This window comes from Streptomyces sp. NPDC031132, assembly GCF_055570595.1.
Map to the genome: position 1 here is coordinate 76,695 of NZ_JBVIGX010000011.1, position 14,620 is coordinate 91,314.

Below are 14,620 nucleotides of genomic sequence, written 5' to 3' on the forward strand. Positions count from 1 at the left end.
CGGAAGAACGGGCGGGACTGCCGAGGCCCGCATTCCGCGGCTACGGTCTGTCCAACGGGCAACGGTGCGCGCCGGAGACACGGGAGGGTCGGCGTGCGGATGGAGGTTGTCCGTGTCCGGATCCGACGCCGCCCCCGGCGGCTTCCGCGGAGTGTTCGCACTCGGCGGCAGCGCCTTGCCCGTCTGCGCGTTCCTCGCGCGGCTGCCCGCCGCACTGTGCCCCATCGGAACGCTCCTGCTCATCAACGAACGCGACGGCATCGGCGAGGCCGGCACCGTCGCGGCCGCCCTCTGGCTCGGCCAGGCCCTCGGCGGCCCGGTCATCGGCCGGCTCGCCGACCGGCGCGGCCACCGCCCCGTGCTCCTCGTCGCCTGCGTCGCGAACGCCGCCGTCCTGGCCGCCCTCGTCGCGGGCGTCCTGGCCGGGCTGCCGCTGCCCGCCCGGACGGCCCTCGCCGTCGCCGCCGGGCTCACCGTGCCGCAGGTCGGCCCGCTGGCCCGGGCCCGCTGGGCGCACCTGGCGGGCGAGGACAAGGCCCTGGTCGGTGCGGCCCTGTCCTTCGACACCACCCTCGACGAGGTCGGGTTCGTGGTCGGGCCCGCGCTCGCCGGGATCCTGGCCGTGGCCGTGCACCCGGCCTCCGCGCTCGTGCTCGCCGCCGGGCTGATCCTGCTCTTCGGGACCCTGTTCGCCGTCCACCCGACTGCGCCCGGCCCCCTCGGCGCACCGGATGCCGGTGCTCGTGCCGACGTACGACTGTGGTCGCCGGAGCTCGTGCTGCTGTGCGTGATGGCCGTGCTGCAGGGCGCCGCGTGGAGCGGGGCCAACACCGGGGTCAACGCGCTCGCCCAGTCGTTGGGCGAGCCGGGAACGGCCGGGCTGGTGTGGGCGGCGATGGCCGTGACCAGCTCGATCGCCGGCTTCGTGACGGTCGCCCGCCCCGGTTCCGCGGACCTGGGCGTACGGCTGCGCCGGACCATCGCCGTACAGGCGCTGCTCACGCTGCCGCTGCTCGCCGTGTCGGGGCTGCTCGGCGCCGCCCTGGCGGTCGCCGGGATCGGGCTGGCCGTGGCCCCGCACCTGATCGCGCTGTTCGGGCTCGTCGAGCGGGCCGGCCCGGTGCAGCGGAGGGGCGAGGCCATGACCGTGGTGGGCAGCGGCCTGATCGTCGGTCAGGCGCTGGCCGCTGCGGCCGCCGGACCGCTGGCGGCGGCGTACGGCCACCGGGCCGCGTTCGCCGTGGCGTGCGCGGCGGCGGCCGCCTCCGCGGTGCTCGCGTGGGCGGCCGCCGGCCGGGAGTGGGGCGGGATCCCGGCCCGATCTACGAGGACTTCATCGCCCCGAGACCCTTCGCCAGGTCCTCGGCGTTCATCACAGGACCGACCTCGAGCTCGGCGTTGAACTGTGCGAACAGATCCTCCATCAGCGACGGCATCTGCCAGCTGTCCTGGAGGTCGAAGACCATCCAGCAGGACCGGACGCCCTCGTGGAGCCCGAAGTAGGCGGCCTCCGGCTTGATGGTGTCCATGAGCTTCTTCATGGCCTGCTGCAGGGCGCCGCTCTTGATCCCCTCGTTCGTGGCCGCCGTGTCCAAGTGGGCCCGGAGCATGACTCTCATGCCTGACTCCTTCCGTCAGGCCCACATTCGGCGCGGCCACCCGGACCGGCAACATCTCGGCGCCCATCCGGGACGGGCCGGTTCTCAGCCGCCCGGCTGCGTGCTCGGCTGCGCGCTGTCCTGCTGCGCGCCCTGGATGTGGAAGTTGAAGTCCGTGTGGCCGAGGGTCCCCATCAGACGTAGCCAGATGGGGAGCAGCATCTCCGTGCCCCGCGCCGTCTCGATGCCGCCGAGATCCAGGACGCTCGTCTCCGGCCAGCCGAAGGAGTACAGCAGCTCGCGTACGGACTTTTTGGCGTCGGCGTCCTCGCCCGAGAGGAACACGGTGTGCTCGCCCGGCACGCGGGCCGGCTCGACCATGATCCGGCAGTTCATCGTGTTCAGCGTCTTGACCACCCGCAGCCGCGGGAACGTCCTCTGGAGCAGCTCGCCCAGGCTGTCGTCGTCCACCGGGTCGAGGGTGGGCGGGAACCCCTGCGAGAAGTCCAGCGGGTTGGCGATGTCGATCAGCACCTTGCCGTCCAGGTGCGCGGCGTCCGCCTCCGTCAGGGCGGCGACGCTGACCTGCCCGCCGGTGGCGTTGACCAGGACCTCGCCCTGCCGGGCGGCTTCCGGGAACGAGGCGAGGCCGGCCTGCGGGTGGGCCTCCCGCCATGCGGCGTACTCGGGGCGGGCGAGGGTGGCCTCGGGGTCCCGGGTGCCGATGACCACCTCGTGTCCGAGCGAGACGAGGCGGCCGGCCACCGTGCGGCCGACGATCCCGGTGCCGAGGACTGCGTAGCGCATGACCAGTTCCATTCCGTTCGGGGGAAGGACAACCAACCACCCCGTACGGTATGCCGCCCGCGCCCGCCGCGGGCGAAGGCAGGCGAACCGGCGAACCGGCGAACCGCCCGTCAGCCGCCGCGCCGCTTGCGGCGGCCGCGGCGCGTCCGCACACCGCCCGCACCGCCCCGCGCCCGGTCGTCCAGGGCGATCCACACCCGGACCTCGGTCCCGCCGAGCATCGAGCGGCCGATCCGCACGTCGCCGCCCGTCGATTCCGCGACCCGGCGCACGATGTCCAGGCCGAGGCCCGTCGAGCCGTCCCGCCCGCCGTCGTTGCCGCGCCGCAGCGCCGCGTCCGGATCGGCGATGCCGGGGCCCGCGTCCGAGACGAGGACGATGACCGCGTCCCCCGCGTCGTGGACGTCCACCGCGAAGGGGGTTCCCTCGGGGGTGTGCCGGAACACGTTGCCGAGCAGGGCGTCGAGGGCGGCCGCGAGCTCCGGCCGGGCGACCGGGAGCCGTACCGTACGGTCCACGCCCGCGAGCCGCACCTCGCGTCCCTCGTCCTCCGCCAGCGCCGACCAGAAGTCCATCCGGTCGCGGATCACCTCGGAGGCGTCGCAGCCCGCCCCGACCCCGCCCGCGGCGGCCGCGGGTGCGCGCTGTTCACGGGCCGTACGGATGATCGTGTCGACCTCCCGCTCCAGCTGTTCCACCGCAGCCCGGGTCTGCTCCGCGGCCGGCCCGTCGCCGAGCGAGGCCGTGTTGAGCCGCAGCACCGTCAGCGGCGTCCGCAGCCGGTGCGAGAGGTCGGCGGCCAGCTCCCGCTCGTTGGCGAGGAGTTCCACCACCTGGTCCGCCATCGAGTTGAACGCGACGGCCGCCGAGCGGAGTTCCTTCGGCCCGTCCTCCGGCACCCGCGCCCCCAGCCGTCCCTCCCCCAGCTGGTGCGCGGCGTCCGCGAGCCGCTCGGCCGGCCGCACCAGCCGGGCGCCGAGCCGGTCGGCGACCGCCACCGAGCCCACGATCAGCGCCAGACCGACGCCGGCGAGGACCACCCAGGCCGTCGCGACGCCGTTGCTGACCTCGCTCTCCGGTACGAAGATCTCCACGACGGCGATGTCCCCCGACCCGAGGGCGGTCGGCTGGAGCAGCGCCGAACCGCCGCCTGCCAGCGGGGCCGTCATCGCCCGGCCCATCCGCCGGGTCTCCTCCACGGCGTGCGCCCCGGCCCGGCCGGTGCCGATCTCCACCGGCGCGCTGCCGCCGATCGCGGGCACGTGGACCGCCATCCGCTGGGCCGCGCCCATCTGCGTGGACTCCACGGCCTTGCGCAGCTGTACCGGGTCGGTGGTGATGGACAGGGTCGGCCCGATGGTGGCCGCCTGCCGCTCGGCGTTGGAGAAGGCCCGGTCGCTGGCCATCTCCTGGACGACCAGCCCGAGCGGCACGGCGAAGGCCACGACCACCATGGCCGTGACCGCGAGGCACACCTTGACCAGCGCCCATCTCACAGCGGCGGCTCCGACACGGGCTGCTCCGACACCGGCGGCTCCAGCTTGACCCCGACCCCCCGCAGCGTGTGCAGATAGCGAGGACGGGCGGCGGTCTCGCCGAGCTTGCGGCGCAGCCAGGACAGGTGCACGTCGATGGTCTGGTCGTCCCCGTACGACTGCTGCCAGACCTCGGCGAGCAGTTCGCGCCGGGCCACGACCACCCCGGGCCGCCCGGCGAGGAAGGCCAGCAGGTCGAACTCCCGCCGGGTCAGGTCCAGCACGGCCCCGTCCAGCTCGGCCTGCCGCCGCAGCGGGTCGATGGCCAGCCCGCCCACCCGCAGGACCCGCGAGGGCGGCTCGGCCCCGGCGGCCGCGCGGGCGCGGCGCAGGACGGCGGACATCCGGGCGGAGAGGTGCTCCACGGAGAAGGGTTTGGTCAGGTAGTCGTCGGCTCCGTCGTTGAGGAGCCGGACGATCTCGGCCTCGTCGTCGCGCGCGGTGGCGATGATCACCGGTACGTCGGTGATGCCGCGCAGCATCTTGAGCGCCTCCGACCCGTCGAGGTCGGGCAGCCCGAGGTCGAGGATGACCACGTCGAACCGGTGGTGGGCGACCTCGCGCAGCGCCTCGAGGGCCGTGCCGACGCTCCGCACGGTGTGCGAAGCCTCGGTCAGGTGCCGGATCAGGGCGGAACGTACGAACTGGTCGTCCTCGACCACGAGCACACTTGCCATGGGCGGCACCGTAGTCCATTCGAGGGACCACACGGGGTGTCGGGACGCCTCTGGGGCGAGTGGTGCAGTATGTGCCCTGATGCACCGAGGACTTGTTCATGCTCTCGCCTGGACGCTGGCGACCGGGGCGGCGGTGACGCTGTCCTGGTGGGGCGTGCACACCGTCATGTCCGGAACGGCCTACGATCCGCCGCTGGCCGTGCCGCTGACCACGCAGCCACTGTCCTCCTCGACGCACAGCGCGGCGCCGTCGCCCGAACCGGCCTCGGACTCCCCGTCCCCGTCCGCCTCCCCCTCGGCGTCGCCCTCCGCCGCCGCCTCCTCCGCGAGGCCCGCGCAGAAGGCGGCCCCGCCGAGCCCGCCCCCGGAGGAGCAGCAGGACGGCGGCGGGGACCCGGGCAAGGTGAAGGCCTACCCGGTCACGGGTGGCCGGGTGGTCTTCGACCTCGGCACGTCCTCGGCCGAGCTCGTCTCGGCGACGCCGGACGCCGGCTGGCAGATGCAGGTGTGGAAGCAGCCGTACTGGATCCGGGTCACCTTCACGAAGGCGGGCCGGGAGATGTCGGTCTTCTGCACCTGGAACGGCCATCCGCCGCTGGTGGAGACGTACGAGGGTTAGGCGTGTCCGGCCAGGCGTGTCCGGCTAGCCGAAGCGCCTCGTCACATCGCGCGGATGTTCGTCGCCTGCGGCCCCTTGGTTCCCTGGCCGAGGTCGTACGCGACCTTCTGGTTCTCCTGGAGTTCCTTGAAGCCGCTCCCCTGGATCTCGCTGTAGTGCGCGAAGACGTCCGCGCTGCCGTCCTCGGGCGCGATGAACCCGAAACCCTTCTCCGCGTTGAACCACTTGACGGTGCCCTGAGCCATGCCGCTGTCTCCCTGCTGTCGGTACCGAGTGCCCCGACGGGGCACTCGAGACGAAGACCTACCCGCCCCCGGGCCGATCGGAGCGCAAGGTCATCCGTACGAGGGCGTGTCGCGGCCGGTCACGTCCCCTCAGCGGAAGACGGACGGCGGGGGCTCGGGCGAGGCCACCGCCGAGGCGTCGGCGACCGGGGACGCGCCGCCCGCGAAGTCGGCGAGGGCCCGGCCGTGCTCGACCCGGCCGGGATGCGGGTCGCTCGCCACCCGGCGGGTGAACTCGGCGACCGGAAGCTCCCGGTCGGCGGCCGCCAGCACCGCATTGCCGAACCGTTTCCCCCGCCACACCACCGGGTCGGCGGCCAGCGCCAGGTGCGCGAAGCGGGACGCGGCCGTCGCGATCTGGCCCTTCAGGTGCGCCAGCGGCGGGCCGTCCGCGAGGTTGGCCACGTACCACCCGCCGGGCGCGAGGGCACGGCGTACGTCGTCCAGGAACTCGGCGCTCGTCAGGTGCGCCGGGGTCCGCGCGCCGCTGAACACGTCCGCGATCACCAGGTCCGCCCAGCCGTCCGGGACCTTGGCCAGGCCCGCCCGCGCGTCCACCGCCCGGACCCGGACCCGCGCCTGCGGGTCCAGCGGCAGGTGTTCCCGTACGAAGGCCACCAGCGCGGCGTCGATCTCCACGACCTGCTGGGTCGAGCGGGGGCGGGCGGCGGCCGTGTAGCGCGCGAGGGTGAAGGCGCCGCCGCCCAGGTGCACCACGTTCAGGGGCTGCCGGGCGGGCGCGACGAGGTCGATCAGGTGGCCGATCCGCCGCTGGTACGCGAAGTCCAGGTACCCCGGATCGGCCAGGTCCACGTGCGACTGCGGGGCCCCGTCGATGAGCAGCGTCCAGGCGTCGGCGCGCTCGCGGTCGGGAGCCAGCTCCGCCGTGCCGCCGGCCACCTGCCCGACGACCGCCTCGGCGGTACCGCGCCCGCGCTGTCTGCTGCTGCCTCTGCCCTTGCCTGCCACCACCCCATTGTCGCCGGTCAGCGGCAGTTGTCCGCCGCCTCGATCAGGCGGGCCGCCTCGCCGAGCGCCGCGCGCAGCACGTCGGGGTCGGTGACCGGCCCGACGGCCTCCGGGGGGAGCAGCCAGCCGGTGTCTCCGGCGGTGGGCGACACGTCGACGTCGCCGAAGCGCATGCCGCGCCCGTTGGTCTGGGTGCACGCGCTGCCCGGCAGGTCCCAGGCGTCGGCGGTGCCGGGCGGGACGAGGAAGCCGAGGGTGTCGCCGGACCCGTCGTGCAGCACCGGGCCGACCCCGCCGGCCAGGCTGGCGGCGCGGCGGATGATGTCCACGGCCTCCAGGCCCTGCCGGGTGGGCACGGTCACCAGGTCCGGTGCCTCCGCCGGGGCGACCGCTACGGCCACGACGCCCGGGGCGACCGCGACGGCCGGGACGGGGGTCGCATCCGAAGACGCGGGCGCGGTGTTCGTTGCAGTGCTCTCCATGCCGCCCTCCACCAAGGGAACCCCTCCTCGATCCGCGTACGAACGGGGCGGGAGTCAGCTCACACCCCGCATGGGCTCAACGCGCCAAAACGTCAACGGGTGCGGTGGCAAGACGCTGCAAAGGATGGCAGTTCATGGCGGATCGCGGGTGAGATATCCCTTTTGTAGCCAAACACCGCATGAGCCGTCCGTCGCTGGCGGTACGTTCATGCGCGCCGGGCCCGGCTCCATCCCGCGGAACCGGCGGTGCGTCCCTTGCCAGAGAGGCCACGTCCATGGCGGCGTTCCCCCACTCACCGAATCAGACGTTCCGGCGGCTGCGCGGGCAGCACTCCCCGGCCGAGTTCGCGGCCATGGTGCGCCGGGCCGCGAAGGAGATCGGAGAAACGGTTTCCTGCGACGCCCGCTACATCGGCCGGGTCGAGTCCGGCGAGATCCGCTGCCCCAACTACGCGTACGAGCGGGTCTTGCTCCACATGTTCCCCGGCCGGACCCTGGCCGACCTGGGCTTCTCCCCGCGCGAGGAGGTGCGCGGCCGGTCGGCGCAGCGCACCGGCCCCATCACCCACAAGGAGAGCGACGTGCTGCGTCGCGCGTTCATGGCGGGCGGCTCCGCGACCGTGGCGGCCGCGACGATCGGCCTCCCCCTGCTCGGCGACACCCGACGGCCGCCCTCCCGGGCCGGTGAGTCCGAGGCGGCGGCGGTCGAGGAGGCCGTACGCCAGATCCGGCTGCTGGACGACCGGCACGGGGCCGACGCCCTCTACCGCAGGGCCGCCGAACCCCTGCGCGCCGCCTACGCACTGCTGGATGCGGGAGCCACCCGGCAGTCCACCGAGGACCGGCTGCACGCGGGCGCGGGCGAACTGGCCATCTCGGTGGGCTGGCTGGCCCACGACTCCGGCCGCTTCGAGGACGCCCGCTCGCACTACGCGGAAGCCCTGGCAACGGCCCGGGTCGCCGGGGACGCGGGCCTGGAGGCGCACGCGTTCAGCAACATGGCCTTCCTGGCCCGGGACTGCGGGCGGCCGCGCGAGTCGGTACGGGCGGCCCAGGCGGGCCGCCGCGCCGCCCGCTCCCTCGGTTCCCCCCGGCTGCTCTCGCTGCTCGCCCTGCGCGAGGCGGGCGGCTGGGCGGGCTTGACCGACCGCAAGGCCTGCGAGGAGGCGCTGACCCGGGCGCACACGGAGTTCTCCCGCGGTGAGGCGGGCGCGGACCCGGAGTGGATGTCCTTCTTCGGCGAGGCCGAACTGGAGTCCCTGGAGTCGCGTTGCTGGGCGGCCCTCGGGGAGCACGCCCGCGCAGCCCGGCACGCCCGCCGCGCGGCGGACCTCCAGGATCCGCACTTCGCCCGGAACGTGGCCCTCTACACCGCCGAGCTGGCCGACGACCTGGCCCGGGCCGGCGCCCCGGACGAGGCGGCCTGGGCGGGCGGGCGGGTCCTGGACCTGCTCACCGAAGTCCAGTCCACGCGGATCCGGTCCATGCTGTCGGGGACGGCCCGGACCCTGGTCCCGCACCAGCGCAGCCCCCGCGTGGCGGACTTCCTGACCCGCCACGCCACGGCCTGACGGGCCGCGCCCCCGCTGACCGGCAGCCGCGCCACGGCCCGACCGGCCCCCGCCGGGCGGCCCGGTCGCGTCAGCCGCCGACGTACTCGTACACCGCGCCGTCCGGGTGCCGGAGCACGGCCCGCCGCCCGTTGGGCGTGTCGGCGGGCGCGGCGACGACCTCGGCCCCGGCCGCCTCGCCCTGCGCGACGACCGCGTCGAGGTCCGAAACGCCCAGGGTCGCCGCCACCCCCGCGAACCGCTCCGCGACCGCGTCCGGTCCGCTGAAGAGGAGGAAGGGGCCGACGGCCGCCAGCTCCAGGCCGGCGAACGCGAACCGGTTCGCCGGCTCGCCGGTCAGCTTTTCGTAGAAGGCCGAGGCCGTGTCGAGGTCGTCCACACGCCGTCGCAGCACCACGGAAGTGATCGTCATGACCCCATCCTCGCAGCCGAGCCGATCGCTCAACCACCCGCCCTGTCAAGGGACTTCGGACTGCGGTCAGACGTCCAGGTGGCCCGTGTCGTTCCAGCGCTCCAGTGCGGGGGCCCCGTACGCCCAGCCCAGGACCGAGAGTGAGGTGGGCTCCAGGCGGATGCGGGCGCCGAAGGAGGCCTCGAAGCCGAGCCAGCGGGCGGCCAGGGTGCGCAGGACGTGGCCGTGGGCGAAGACCAGCACGTCGCGCTCCGCCGAACGGGCCCAGGCGACCACCTCGTCGGCGCGGGCCGCGACGTCGGCCACGGACTCGCCGCCCGGGACGCCGTCGCGCCAGATCAGCCAACCCGGGCGCACCGCCTGGATCTCGGCCGGGGTCATGCCCTCGTAGTCGCCGTAGTCCCACTCCATCAGCGCGTCCCACGGCTCCGCCCGGGCGCCGAAGCCCGCCAGGTCGCAGCTCTCGCTCGCGCGGACCAGCGGGCTGGTGCGGACCTCCACGCCGGGCAGCCCGTTCCACGGGGCGCGGGCCAGCCGCTCGCCGAGCAGCTTCGCGCCCCGCTTGCCCTCCTCCAGCATGGGCACGTCGGTGCGTCCGGTGTGCTTGCCGAGCTGGGACCACGCCGTCTGGCCGTGGCGGGCCAGGAGGATGCGGGGGGCCATAGGAGATTCTCCCGGTACGTAAGGGCGTAAGAACTCAAGGGTTCGGGTGCTTTTGTGGTGCTTCGGGCGATTGCGTCGTCCGTCCATCATCCAACACGTGAACACCAGGCAACCCACCCAGTCGCACAAGCGTCCTACACCGTATGACTGATCGGCAGAAGCCCACCCGCTGGTGGGCCGAACTGCTGCTCCTGGGGCTCGTCTACGGCGCGTACACCGGTGGCAGACTCCTCGCCCGGGGCGACGTGCACCTCGCCGTCGGCCACGGGCTCGCGATCCTCCGGGCGGAGGAGCTGGTGGGGATCGATTTCGAACGGCCGCTCAACCGGCTGTTCTCCCACGAGGGACTGCTCGGCATACCCGCCGACTTCGTCTACGCCTCCCTGCACTACCTCGTCACCCCCGCGGTGCTGGTCTGGCTGTACCTGCGTAGGCCGCAGCAGTACCGCAGCGCCCGCACCTGGCTGGTGGTCTCCACCCTCCTCGGGCTCGTCGGCTTCACCCTGATGCCCACCTGCCCGCCCCGGCTGCTGGACGCCGCGTACGGGTTCACCGACACGATGGCCCAGTACAGCGCGTACGGCTGGTGGGGCGCCGAGGCCAGTGCGCCGCGCGGGCTCGGGGGGCTGACCAACCAGTACGCGGCCATGCCGAGCCTGCACGTCGGCTGGGCCCTGTGGTGCGGGGTCCTGCTCTGGCGGTACGGGCGCCACCCGCTGCTGCGGGGGCTCGGCATCGCCTATCCCGCGGTCACCACGCTCGTGGTCATGGGAACGGCCAACCACTACTTCCTGGACGCGGCCGCCGGGGCCGCCGCGATGGCCGCCGGGTACGCGATCTCGCGCCGGCTACCGGTCCGTACGGCCGGTTTCCGCGGTAAGACCACGATTGTCAGTGGCGGATGGGACACTTCCGCCCGTGAGCTCCTACCCGCCCAGCGGCCCGCCCCGGAAGACGACTCTGCGGCAGCGGCTCGCTGACCTGCGCGGCCCCGCCGTGCCGCCCCGACCGCTCGACGCCCGCGCGCTGGCGGCGCTCGCCGCCAACCCCGGATGCGGCAGACGGGCCCTGCTCGACGGCGCCGGCGTGGACAAGACCGCCTTGGCCGCGGCCCTCGGCTCGCCCGCCGCCTTCGGCCAGTCGCAGTTCGCCATCGTCCGCGGGAACTCCTTCGAGGCCAGGGTCAAGGGCGACGGCGGAGCCGTTCTGCTGGAGCTGGTCCACCGGCACCTGGGCGCCGGCGCCGAGCCGCCCGGCCCGGGCGCCCGCGTCCCCGACCTGACCGCCGCCGGGCCCGAGGGCCGCGCCGCGCGCACCGCGCTCGCCCTGCGCGAGGCCACCGCCGCCGCGGCCGCCTCCGGGGCCTGGACCCTGCTGGACCACCCGATGCTGGCCCTGGAGGTGGCGGGCACCCCCGCCTATCTGGAGCCGGACGCCGTCGTGGTGCATCCCGACGGCCGCTGGACCGTCGTGGAGATCAAGTCGTTCCCGCTGATCGACGGGGCCGCCGATCCCGCGAAGGTGGGCGCCGCCGCCCGGCAGGCCGCCGTGTACGTCCTGGCCCTGGAGAACACCGCCGAGAAGCTGGCCTCCGCCGTGGTCGGGCACACCGTGCTGCTCGTCTGCCCGAAGGACTTCTCCAACCTGCCCGCCGCCGCGCCCGTCGACGTCCGCCGCGAGCGCGCCGTGACCCGGCGCCAGCTGGACCGGCTGACGCGGGTCGAGGAGCTGGCCGAGGCTCTGCCCGAGGGGCTCAGCTTCGACCCGGCGCGGCCCGCCGAGGAGCTGACCGAGGCGGTCGCGGCCGTCTCCGCCGCCTACGCCCCCGAGTGCCTGGCCGCCTGCGAACTGGCCTTCCACTGCCGGGAGCGGGCCCGCGCCGCCGCCGAGGTGACCGCCCTCGGCCGCTCCGTACGGGGGGAGCTCGGCGCGCTCGCCACCGTCGGGGAGGCCCTCGCGGCCGCCGCCGGCGGCCGGTGCACCGACGACCCGACCGCGGCCGCGCTGCACCGGGCGGCCCGGCTGCGCGCCGAGGCCCTGGAGGCGGCCGCATGTCCCTCCTGAACACCCTCGCGCGCCTCGAAGCCGTCCGGGCGGGCCGGGCCCGCGCGCTGGCGACCGTACGGCACCGGCATCTGAGCGAGCGCCCGCTGGTCCTCGTACCCCTGACGACGGCGGGCGAGGCCGGGGCCCCGCTCGGCGCGCTGATCGGCACCGATCCCGCGGAGCCGCGGCTGCTGGTGGTGCCGCAGCCGCGCGACCGGGACCTGCGCTGGGCGTTCCTGGCGGAGCTGGCCGACGTGGTCCTGCCGTACGTGGACGGGTACGCGGACGACGTCGAGTACGTGGAGCGGACCGAGACCGATCCGGAGACCGGCGCGAAGAGCAAGGTCTCCGCCGAGCTGTGCCTGGACGCGCCCCAGGTGATCGTGCCGAGCCGGGCGGGCATCGAGTACGTCCGGCTGCTGGGGCGGTCGATGCGGTTCCGGCGGACGGCCGAGGAGGATCCGGAGAACCCGTATCCGGCGCCCACCCGGGTCCCGCTGCTGGGGCGCTGGTTCACGCACCTCGGCGAGCGCTCCCGGGTCCCGGGGGCCTCGATGCTGCTGTCGGCGACGGAGCTGCTGGGGCGGCACTGGGCCACCGGCCAGAGCAACCTCGAGGACCAGCACCTGGGCGCGCTGCTGTCGTGGATAGCCCCGCCGGAAGGGGAGTCGGGCGCCGAGGCGGCGCTGCGGGCCGAACTGGGCCGCGACCGGGACGGACAGCTGCTCGTCCCGCCCGCCGGACCGGCCACCGACCCGGCCTTCGACAACAAGCTGCTCGCCCCGGCGATGGCCCGCTACGACGCGGCGCGCACCGGGGACGATCCGAAGGCGCTGGACCGCGCCGAGGCGGCCGTCCGGGAGCTCGTCGCGGAGCAGATGCGGCCGACCTGGCGGGCGGTGTGGCAGTCCCTGGAGCTGCTGCGCGCGCTGCCGGCCGGGGAGCGGGCCGAGGAGCGCTGGACCCGCGACCGCTGGTCGTACACCGGCCACCGGGACCGCGTCCGGGCGGGCGAGCCCCCGCAGCCGCGCCGCGACGACGCGGTGACGGCGGCCCGGAAGCTGGCGACCCGGGAGACCGAGCAGGTACGGCTCGACGCCCAGGAGGCGCTGGACGATCCGCTGGTGATGGCGGGCCGGCGACTGTCGGGCGAGGCCTTCGCGGGCGAGGTCACCGAGGTGGTGATGGAATGGACGGAGTCGAAGCGGCCGAGCCCGCGCCCGCTGGTGACGGTGGCCACGGAGGACCGTCCGCAGCTCGCGGAGGGCGGCGGCGGCAAGGTGTTCCGCTCGCTGGAGGGCCGCCCGCAGGCGGCGCAGTTCGTCCGCTTCGAGGAGGACGGCCGGCTCGTGCTGCGGCTGCTGGACAAGATGGGCCGCGGCCGGGAGCCGGAGCCGGGCTCGGTGCCCGAGAAGGGCGACCGGGTCTGCTGGACGCTGTTCGAGCACGACGCGCGCGGCGGCCCGAAGCTGCCCGAGCCGGAGCAGACCCCGTGGACGCACGGCGGACCGCCGGGATCGGCGACCGCCGCCGTGCTGCCCGACGCCGCGCCCGACCCAGTGACCGCCGAGGACATCCTGTGAGCACCGCTTTCGATCCGGGCGCGGCCGCCGCCGAGGCGACCGCCGCCATCCTGCGCGACACGCTGCACGGGAGCGAGCGCGGCGTGGTCGTCGACTCCCCGCCCGGCGCCGGCAAGTCCACGCTCGTGGTGCGGGCCGCCCGGGAGCTGGCCGCGGCCGGGCGCCGGCTGATGGTGGTCGCGCAGACCAACGCGCAGGTCGACGACCTGGTGCTGCGGCTCGCCGAGAAGGACCCGGAGCTGAAGGTCGGCCGGCTGCACAGCAGTGACGGCGACGCGTACGACCCGGCGCTGCGCGAGCTGCCCTCGGTCACCCTCTCGGCCAAGCCGGGGGACCTGGCCGAACTGCCGATCACCATCTCGACGGCGGCGAAGTGGGCGTACGTGAAGGACACGGAGCCCTGGGAGCACGCGATCGTCGACGAGGCGTACCAGATGCGCTCGGACGCGCTGCTGGCCGTGGCCGGGCTGTTCGAGCGGGCACTGTTCGTCGGCGACCCGGGACAGCTGGACCCGTTCAGCGTGGTCGGCGCCGAGCAGTGGGCGGGGCTGTCGTACGACCCGTCGGCGTCGGCGGTCAGCACCCTGCTGGCCCACAACCCGCAGCTGCCGCAGCACCGGCTGCCCGTGTCCTGGCGGCTCCCGGCGACGGCCGCGCCGCTGGTCTCGAAGGCGTTCTACCCGTACACGCAGTTCCGCAGCGGTACGGGTCCGGGCGAGCGGCGGCTTTCGTACGGGGTCGCGGGCGACGGCTCGGGCCCGGACCGGGTGCTGGACGAGGCCGCCGAGTCGGGCTGGGGCCTGCTGGAGCTGCCCGCACGGCACACCCCGCGCACCGACCCGGAGGCCGTACGGGCGGTGGCCCTGGTGGTCCGCCGGGCGCTGGACCGGGGGGCGGTGACGGCGGACGAGCAGTCCGAGGCCCCGGCCCCGCTGACCGCCGACCGGATCGCGGTCGGCACGGCGCACCGCGACCAGGCGGCGGCGGTCCGCGCCGCCCTGGCGGAACTGGGCGTCGCCGGGGTCACGGTGGACACCGCGAACCGGCTCCAGGGCCGGGAGTACGACCTCACGGTGGTGCTCCACCCGCTGTCGGGCCGCCCGGACGCGACGGCGTTCCACCTGGAGACGGGCCGCCTGTGCGTCCTGGCCTCGCGGCACCGGCACGCGTGCGTGGTCGTGGCCCGGGCGGGGATAGCCGAACTGCTGGACGACCACCCGTCCACGGAACCGGTCCAGTTGGGGGTGACGGTGAAGTTCCCCGATGGCTGGGAGGCGAACCATTCGGTCCTGGCACACCTGGCCGAGCACCGGGTGGCCTGGAAGCCCTGAGGGGCGGCGCTCTTGCGCGGCGTTGGACAATGGAGGGTGGCCC

At 74.8% G+C, this 14,620-nt stretch carries 16 protein-coding genes; 7 read left to right on the plus strand and 9 right to left on the minus strand.

Going from position 1 to position 14,620, the window contains the following annotated elements; genetic code table 11:
• The first annotated feature begins 112 nt into the window (after positions 1-112).
• Positions 113-1,402, plus strand: a complete 1,290-nt coding sequence (locus ACZ49B_RS18605; RefSeq protein ID WP_468306907.1) for an MFS transporter — start codon at positions 113-115, stop codon at positions 1,400-1,402.
• Here ACZ49B_RS18605 and ACZ49B_RS18610 read toward each other — a convergent pair.
• The 4 genes from ACZ49B_RS18610 to ACZ49B_RS18625 form a co-directional block, all read right to left on the minus strand.
• Positions 1,323-1,619, minus strand: a complete 297-nt coding sequence (locus ACZ49B_RS18610; protein WP_468306910.1) for a hypothetical protein — start codon at positions 1,617-1,619, stop codon at positions 1,323-1,325. The genes ACZ49B_RS18605 and ACZ49B_RS18610 overlap by 80 nt on opposite strands.
• A gap of 84 nt (positions 1,620-1,703) precedes the next feature.
• Complete coding sequence (locus tag ACZ49B_RS18615) at positions 1,704-2,405, minus strand: NADPH-dependent F420 reductase (protein WP_468306912.1); 702 nt, start codon at positions 2,403-2,405, stop codon at positions 1,704-1,706.
• Between the two features lie 110 nt (positions 2,406-2,515).
• Complete coding sequence (locus ACZ49B_RS18620; RefSeq protein WP_468306913.1) at positions 2,516-3,901, minus strand: sensor histidine kinase; 1,386 nt, start codon at positions 3,899-3,901, stop codon at positions 2,516-2,518.
• Positions 3,898-4,617, minus strand: coding sequence for a response regulator transcription factor (locus ACZ49B_RS18625; RefSeq protein ID WP_468306916.1), 720 nt, complete (start codon positions 4,615-4,617; stop codon positions 3,898-3,900). Before ACZ49B_RS18625 ends, ACZ49B_RS18620 begins: the two co-directional genes overlap by 4 nt.
• A gap of 79 nt (positions 4,618-4,696) precedes the next feature.
• Between ACZ49B_RS18625 and ACZ49B_RS18630 the strand changes: the two genes are divergently transcribed.
• Complete coding sequence (locus tag ACZ49B_RS18630; RefSeq protein ID WP_468306918.1) at positions 4,697-5,236, plus strand: hypothetical protein; 540 nt, start codon at positions 4,697-4,699, stop codon at positions 5,234-5,236.
• A gap of 41 nt (positions 5,237-5,277) precedes the next feature.
• Here ACZ49B_RS18630 and ACZ49B_RS18635 read toward each other — a convergent pair whose 3' ends face one another.
• The 3 genes from ACZ49B_RS18635 to ACZ49B_RS18645 all read right to left on the minus strand — a co-directional run bounded on the left by ACZ49B_RS18635 (position 5,278) and on the right by ACZ49B_RS18645 (position 6,971).
• Positions 5,278-5,481 carry a cold-shock protein gene (locus ACZ49B_RS18635; protein ID WP_468306920.1) on the minus strand — a complete coding sequence of 68 codons (204 nt, stop codon included), beginning with the start codon at positions 5,479-5,481 and terminating at the stop codon, positions 5,278-5,280.
• 129 nt (positions 5,482-5,610) lie between these two features.
• Positions 5,611-6,510, minus strand: a complete 900-nt coding sequence (locus ACZ49B_RS18640; protein ID WP_468307250.1) for a spermidine synthase — start codon at positions 6,508-6,510, stop codon at positions 5,611-5,613.
• Positions 6,507-6,971 (minus strand): hypothetical protein, encoded by a 465-nt coding sequence (locus ACZ49B_RS18645; protein ID WP_468306922.1) that lies wholly within the window; start codon positions 6,969-6,971, stop codon positions 6,507-6,509. Before ACZ49B_RS18645 ends, ACZ49B_RS18640 begins: the two co-directional genes overlap by 4 nt.
• Positions 6,972-7,246: 275 nt before the next feature.
• Here ACZ49B_RS18645 and ACZ49B_RS18650 point away from each other — a divergent pair, with 275 nt between their 5' ends.
• Positions 7,247-8,542, plus strand: coding sequence for a tetratricopeptide repeat protein (locus ACZ49B_RS18650; RefSeq protein WP_468306925.1), 1,296 nt, complete (start codon positions 7,247-7,249; stop codon positions 8,540-8,542).
• Positions 8,543-8,612: 70 nt separating this feature from the next.
• Here ACZ49B_RS18650 and ACZ49B_RS18655 read toward each other — a convergent pair whose 3' ends face one another.
• Positions 8,613-8,954 carry a VOC family protein gene (locus tag ACZ49B_RS18655; RefSeq protein WP_468306928.1) on the minus strand — a complete coding sequence of 114 codons (342 nt, stop codon included), beginning with the start codon at positions 8,952-8,954 and terminating at the stop codon, positions 8,613-8,615.
• A 66-nt stretch (positions 8,955-9,020) separates the two neighbouring features.
• The gene (locus ACZ49B_RS18660) at positions 9,021-9,617 is read right to left on the minus strand and encodes a histidine phosphatase family protein (protein WP_468306931.1); all 597 of its coding nucleotides are present in this window, start codon (positions 9,615-9,617) and stop codon (positions 9,021-9,023) included.
• A gap of 143 nt (positions 9,618-9,760) precedes the next feature.
• Between ACZ49B_RS18660 and ACZ49B_RS18665 the strand changes: the two genes are divergently transcribed.
• From ACZ49B_RS18665 to ACZ49B_RS18680, 4 genes are read left to right on the plus strand one after another with little or no spacing between them, the layout of a single operon-like run.
• The gene (locus tag ACZ49B_RS18665; protein WP_468306933.1) at positions 9,761-10,597 is read left to right on the plus strand and encodes a phosphatase PAP2 family protein; all 837 of its coding nucleotides are present in this window, start codon (positions 9,761-9,763) and stop codon (positions 10,595-10,597) included.
• A complete protein-coding gene (locus ACZ49B_RS18670; protein WP_468306936.1) occupies positions 10,506-11,681 on the plus strand; it encodes a hypothetical protein in 1,176 nt (391 codons plus the stop codon). The genes ACZ49B_RS18665 and ACZ49B_RS18670 overlap by 92 nt, the downstream gene beginning before the upstream one ends.
• The gene (locus ACZ49B_RS18675) at positions 11,669-13,246 is read left to right on the plus strand and encodes a hypothetical protein (protein ID WP_468306939.1); all 1,578 of its coding nucleotides are present in this window, start codon (positions 11,669-11,671) and stop codon (positions 13,244-13,246) included. The genes ACZ49B_RS18670 and ACZ49B_RS18675 overlap by 13 nt, the downstream gene beginning before the upstream one ends.
• The gene (locus ACZ49B_RS18680; RefSeq protein WP_468306942.1) at positions 13,243-14,577 is read left to right on the plus strand and encodes an AAA domain-containing protein; all 1,335 of its coding nucleotides are present in this window, start codon (positions 13,243-13,245) and stop codon (positions 14,575-14,577) included. The genes ACZ49B_RS18675 and ACZ49B_RS18680 overlap by 4 nt, the downstream gene beginning before the upstream one ends.
• The last annotated feature ends 43 nt before the right edge of the window (positions 14,578-14,620 follow it).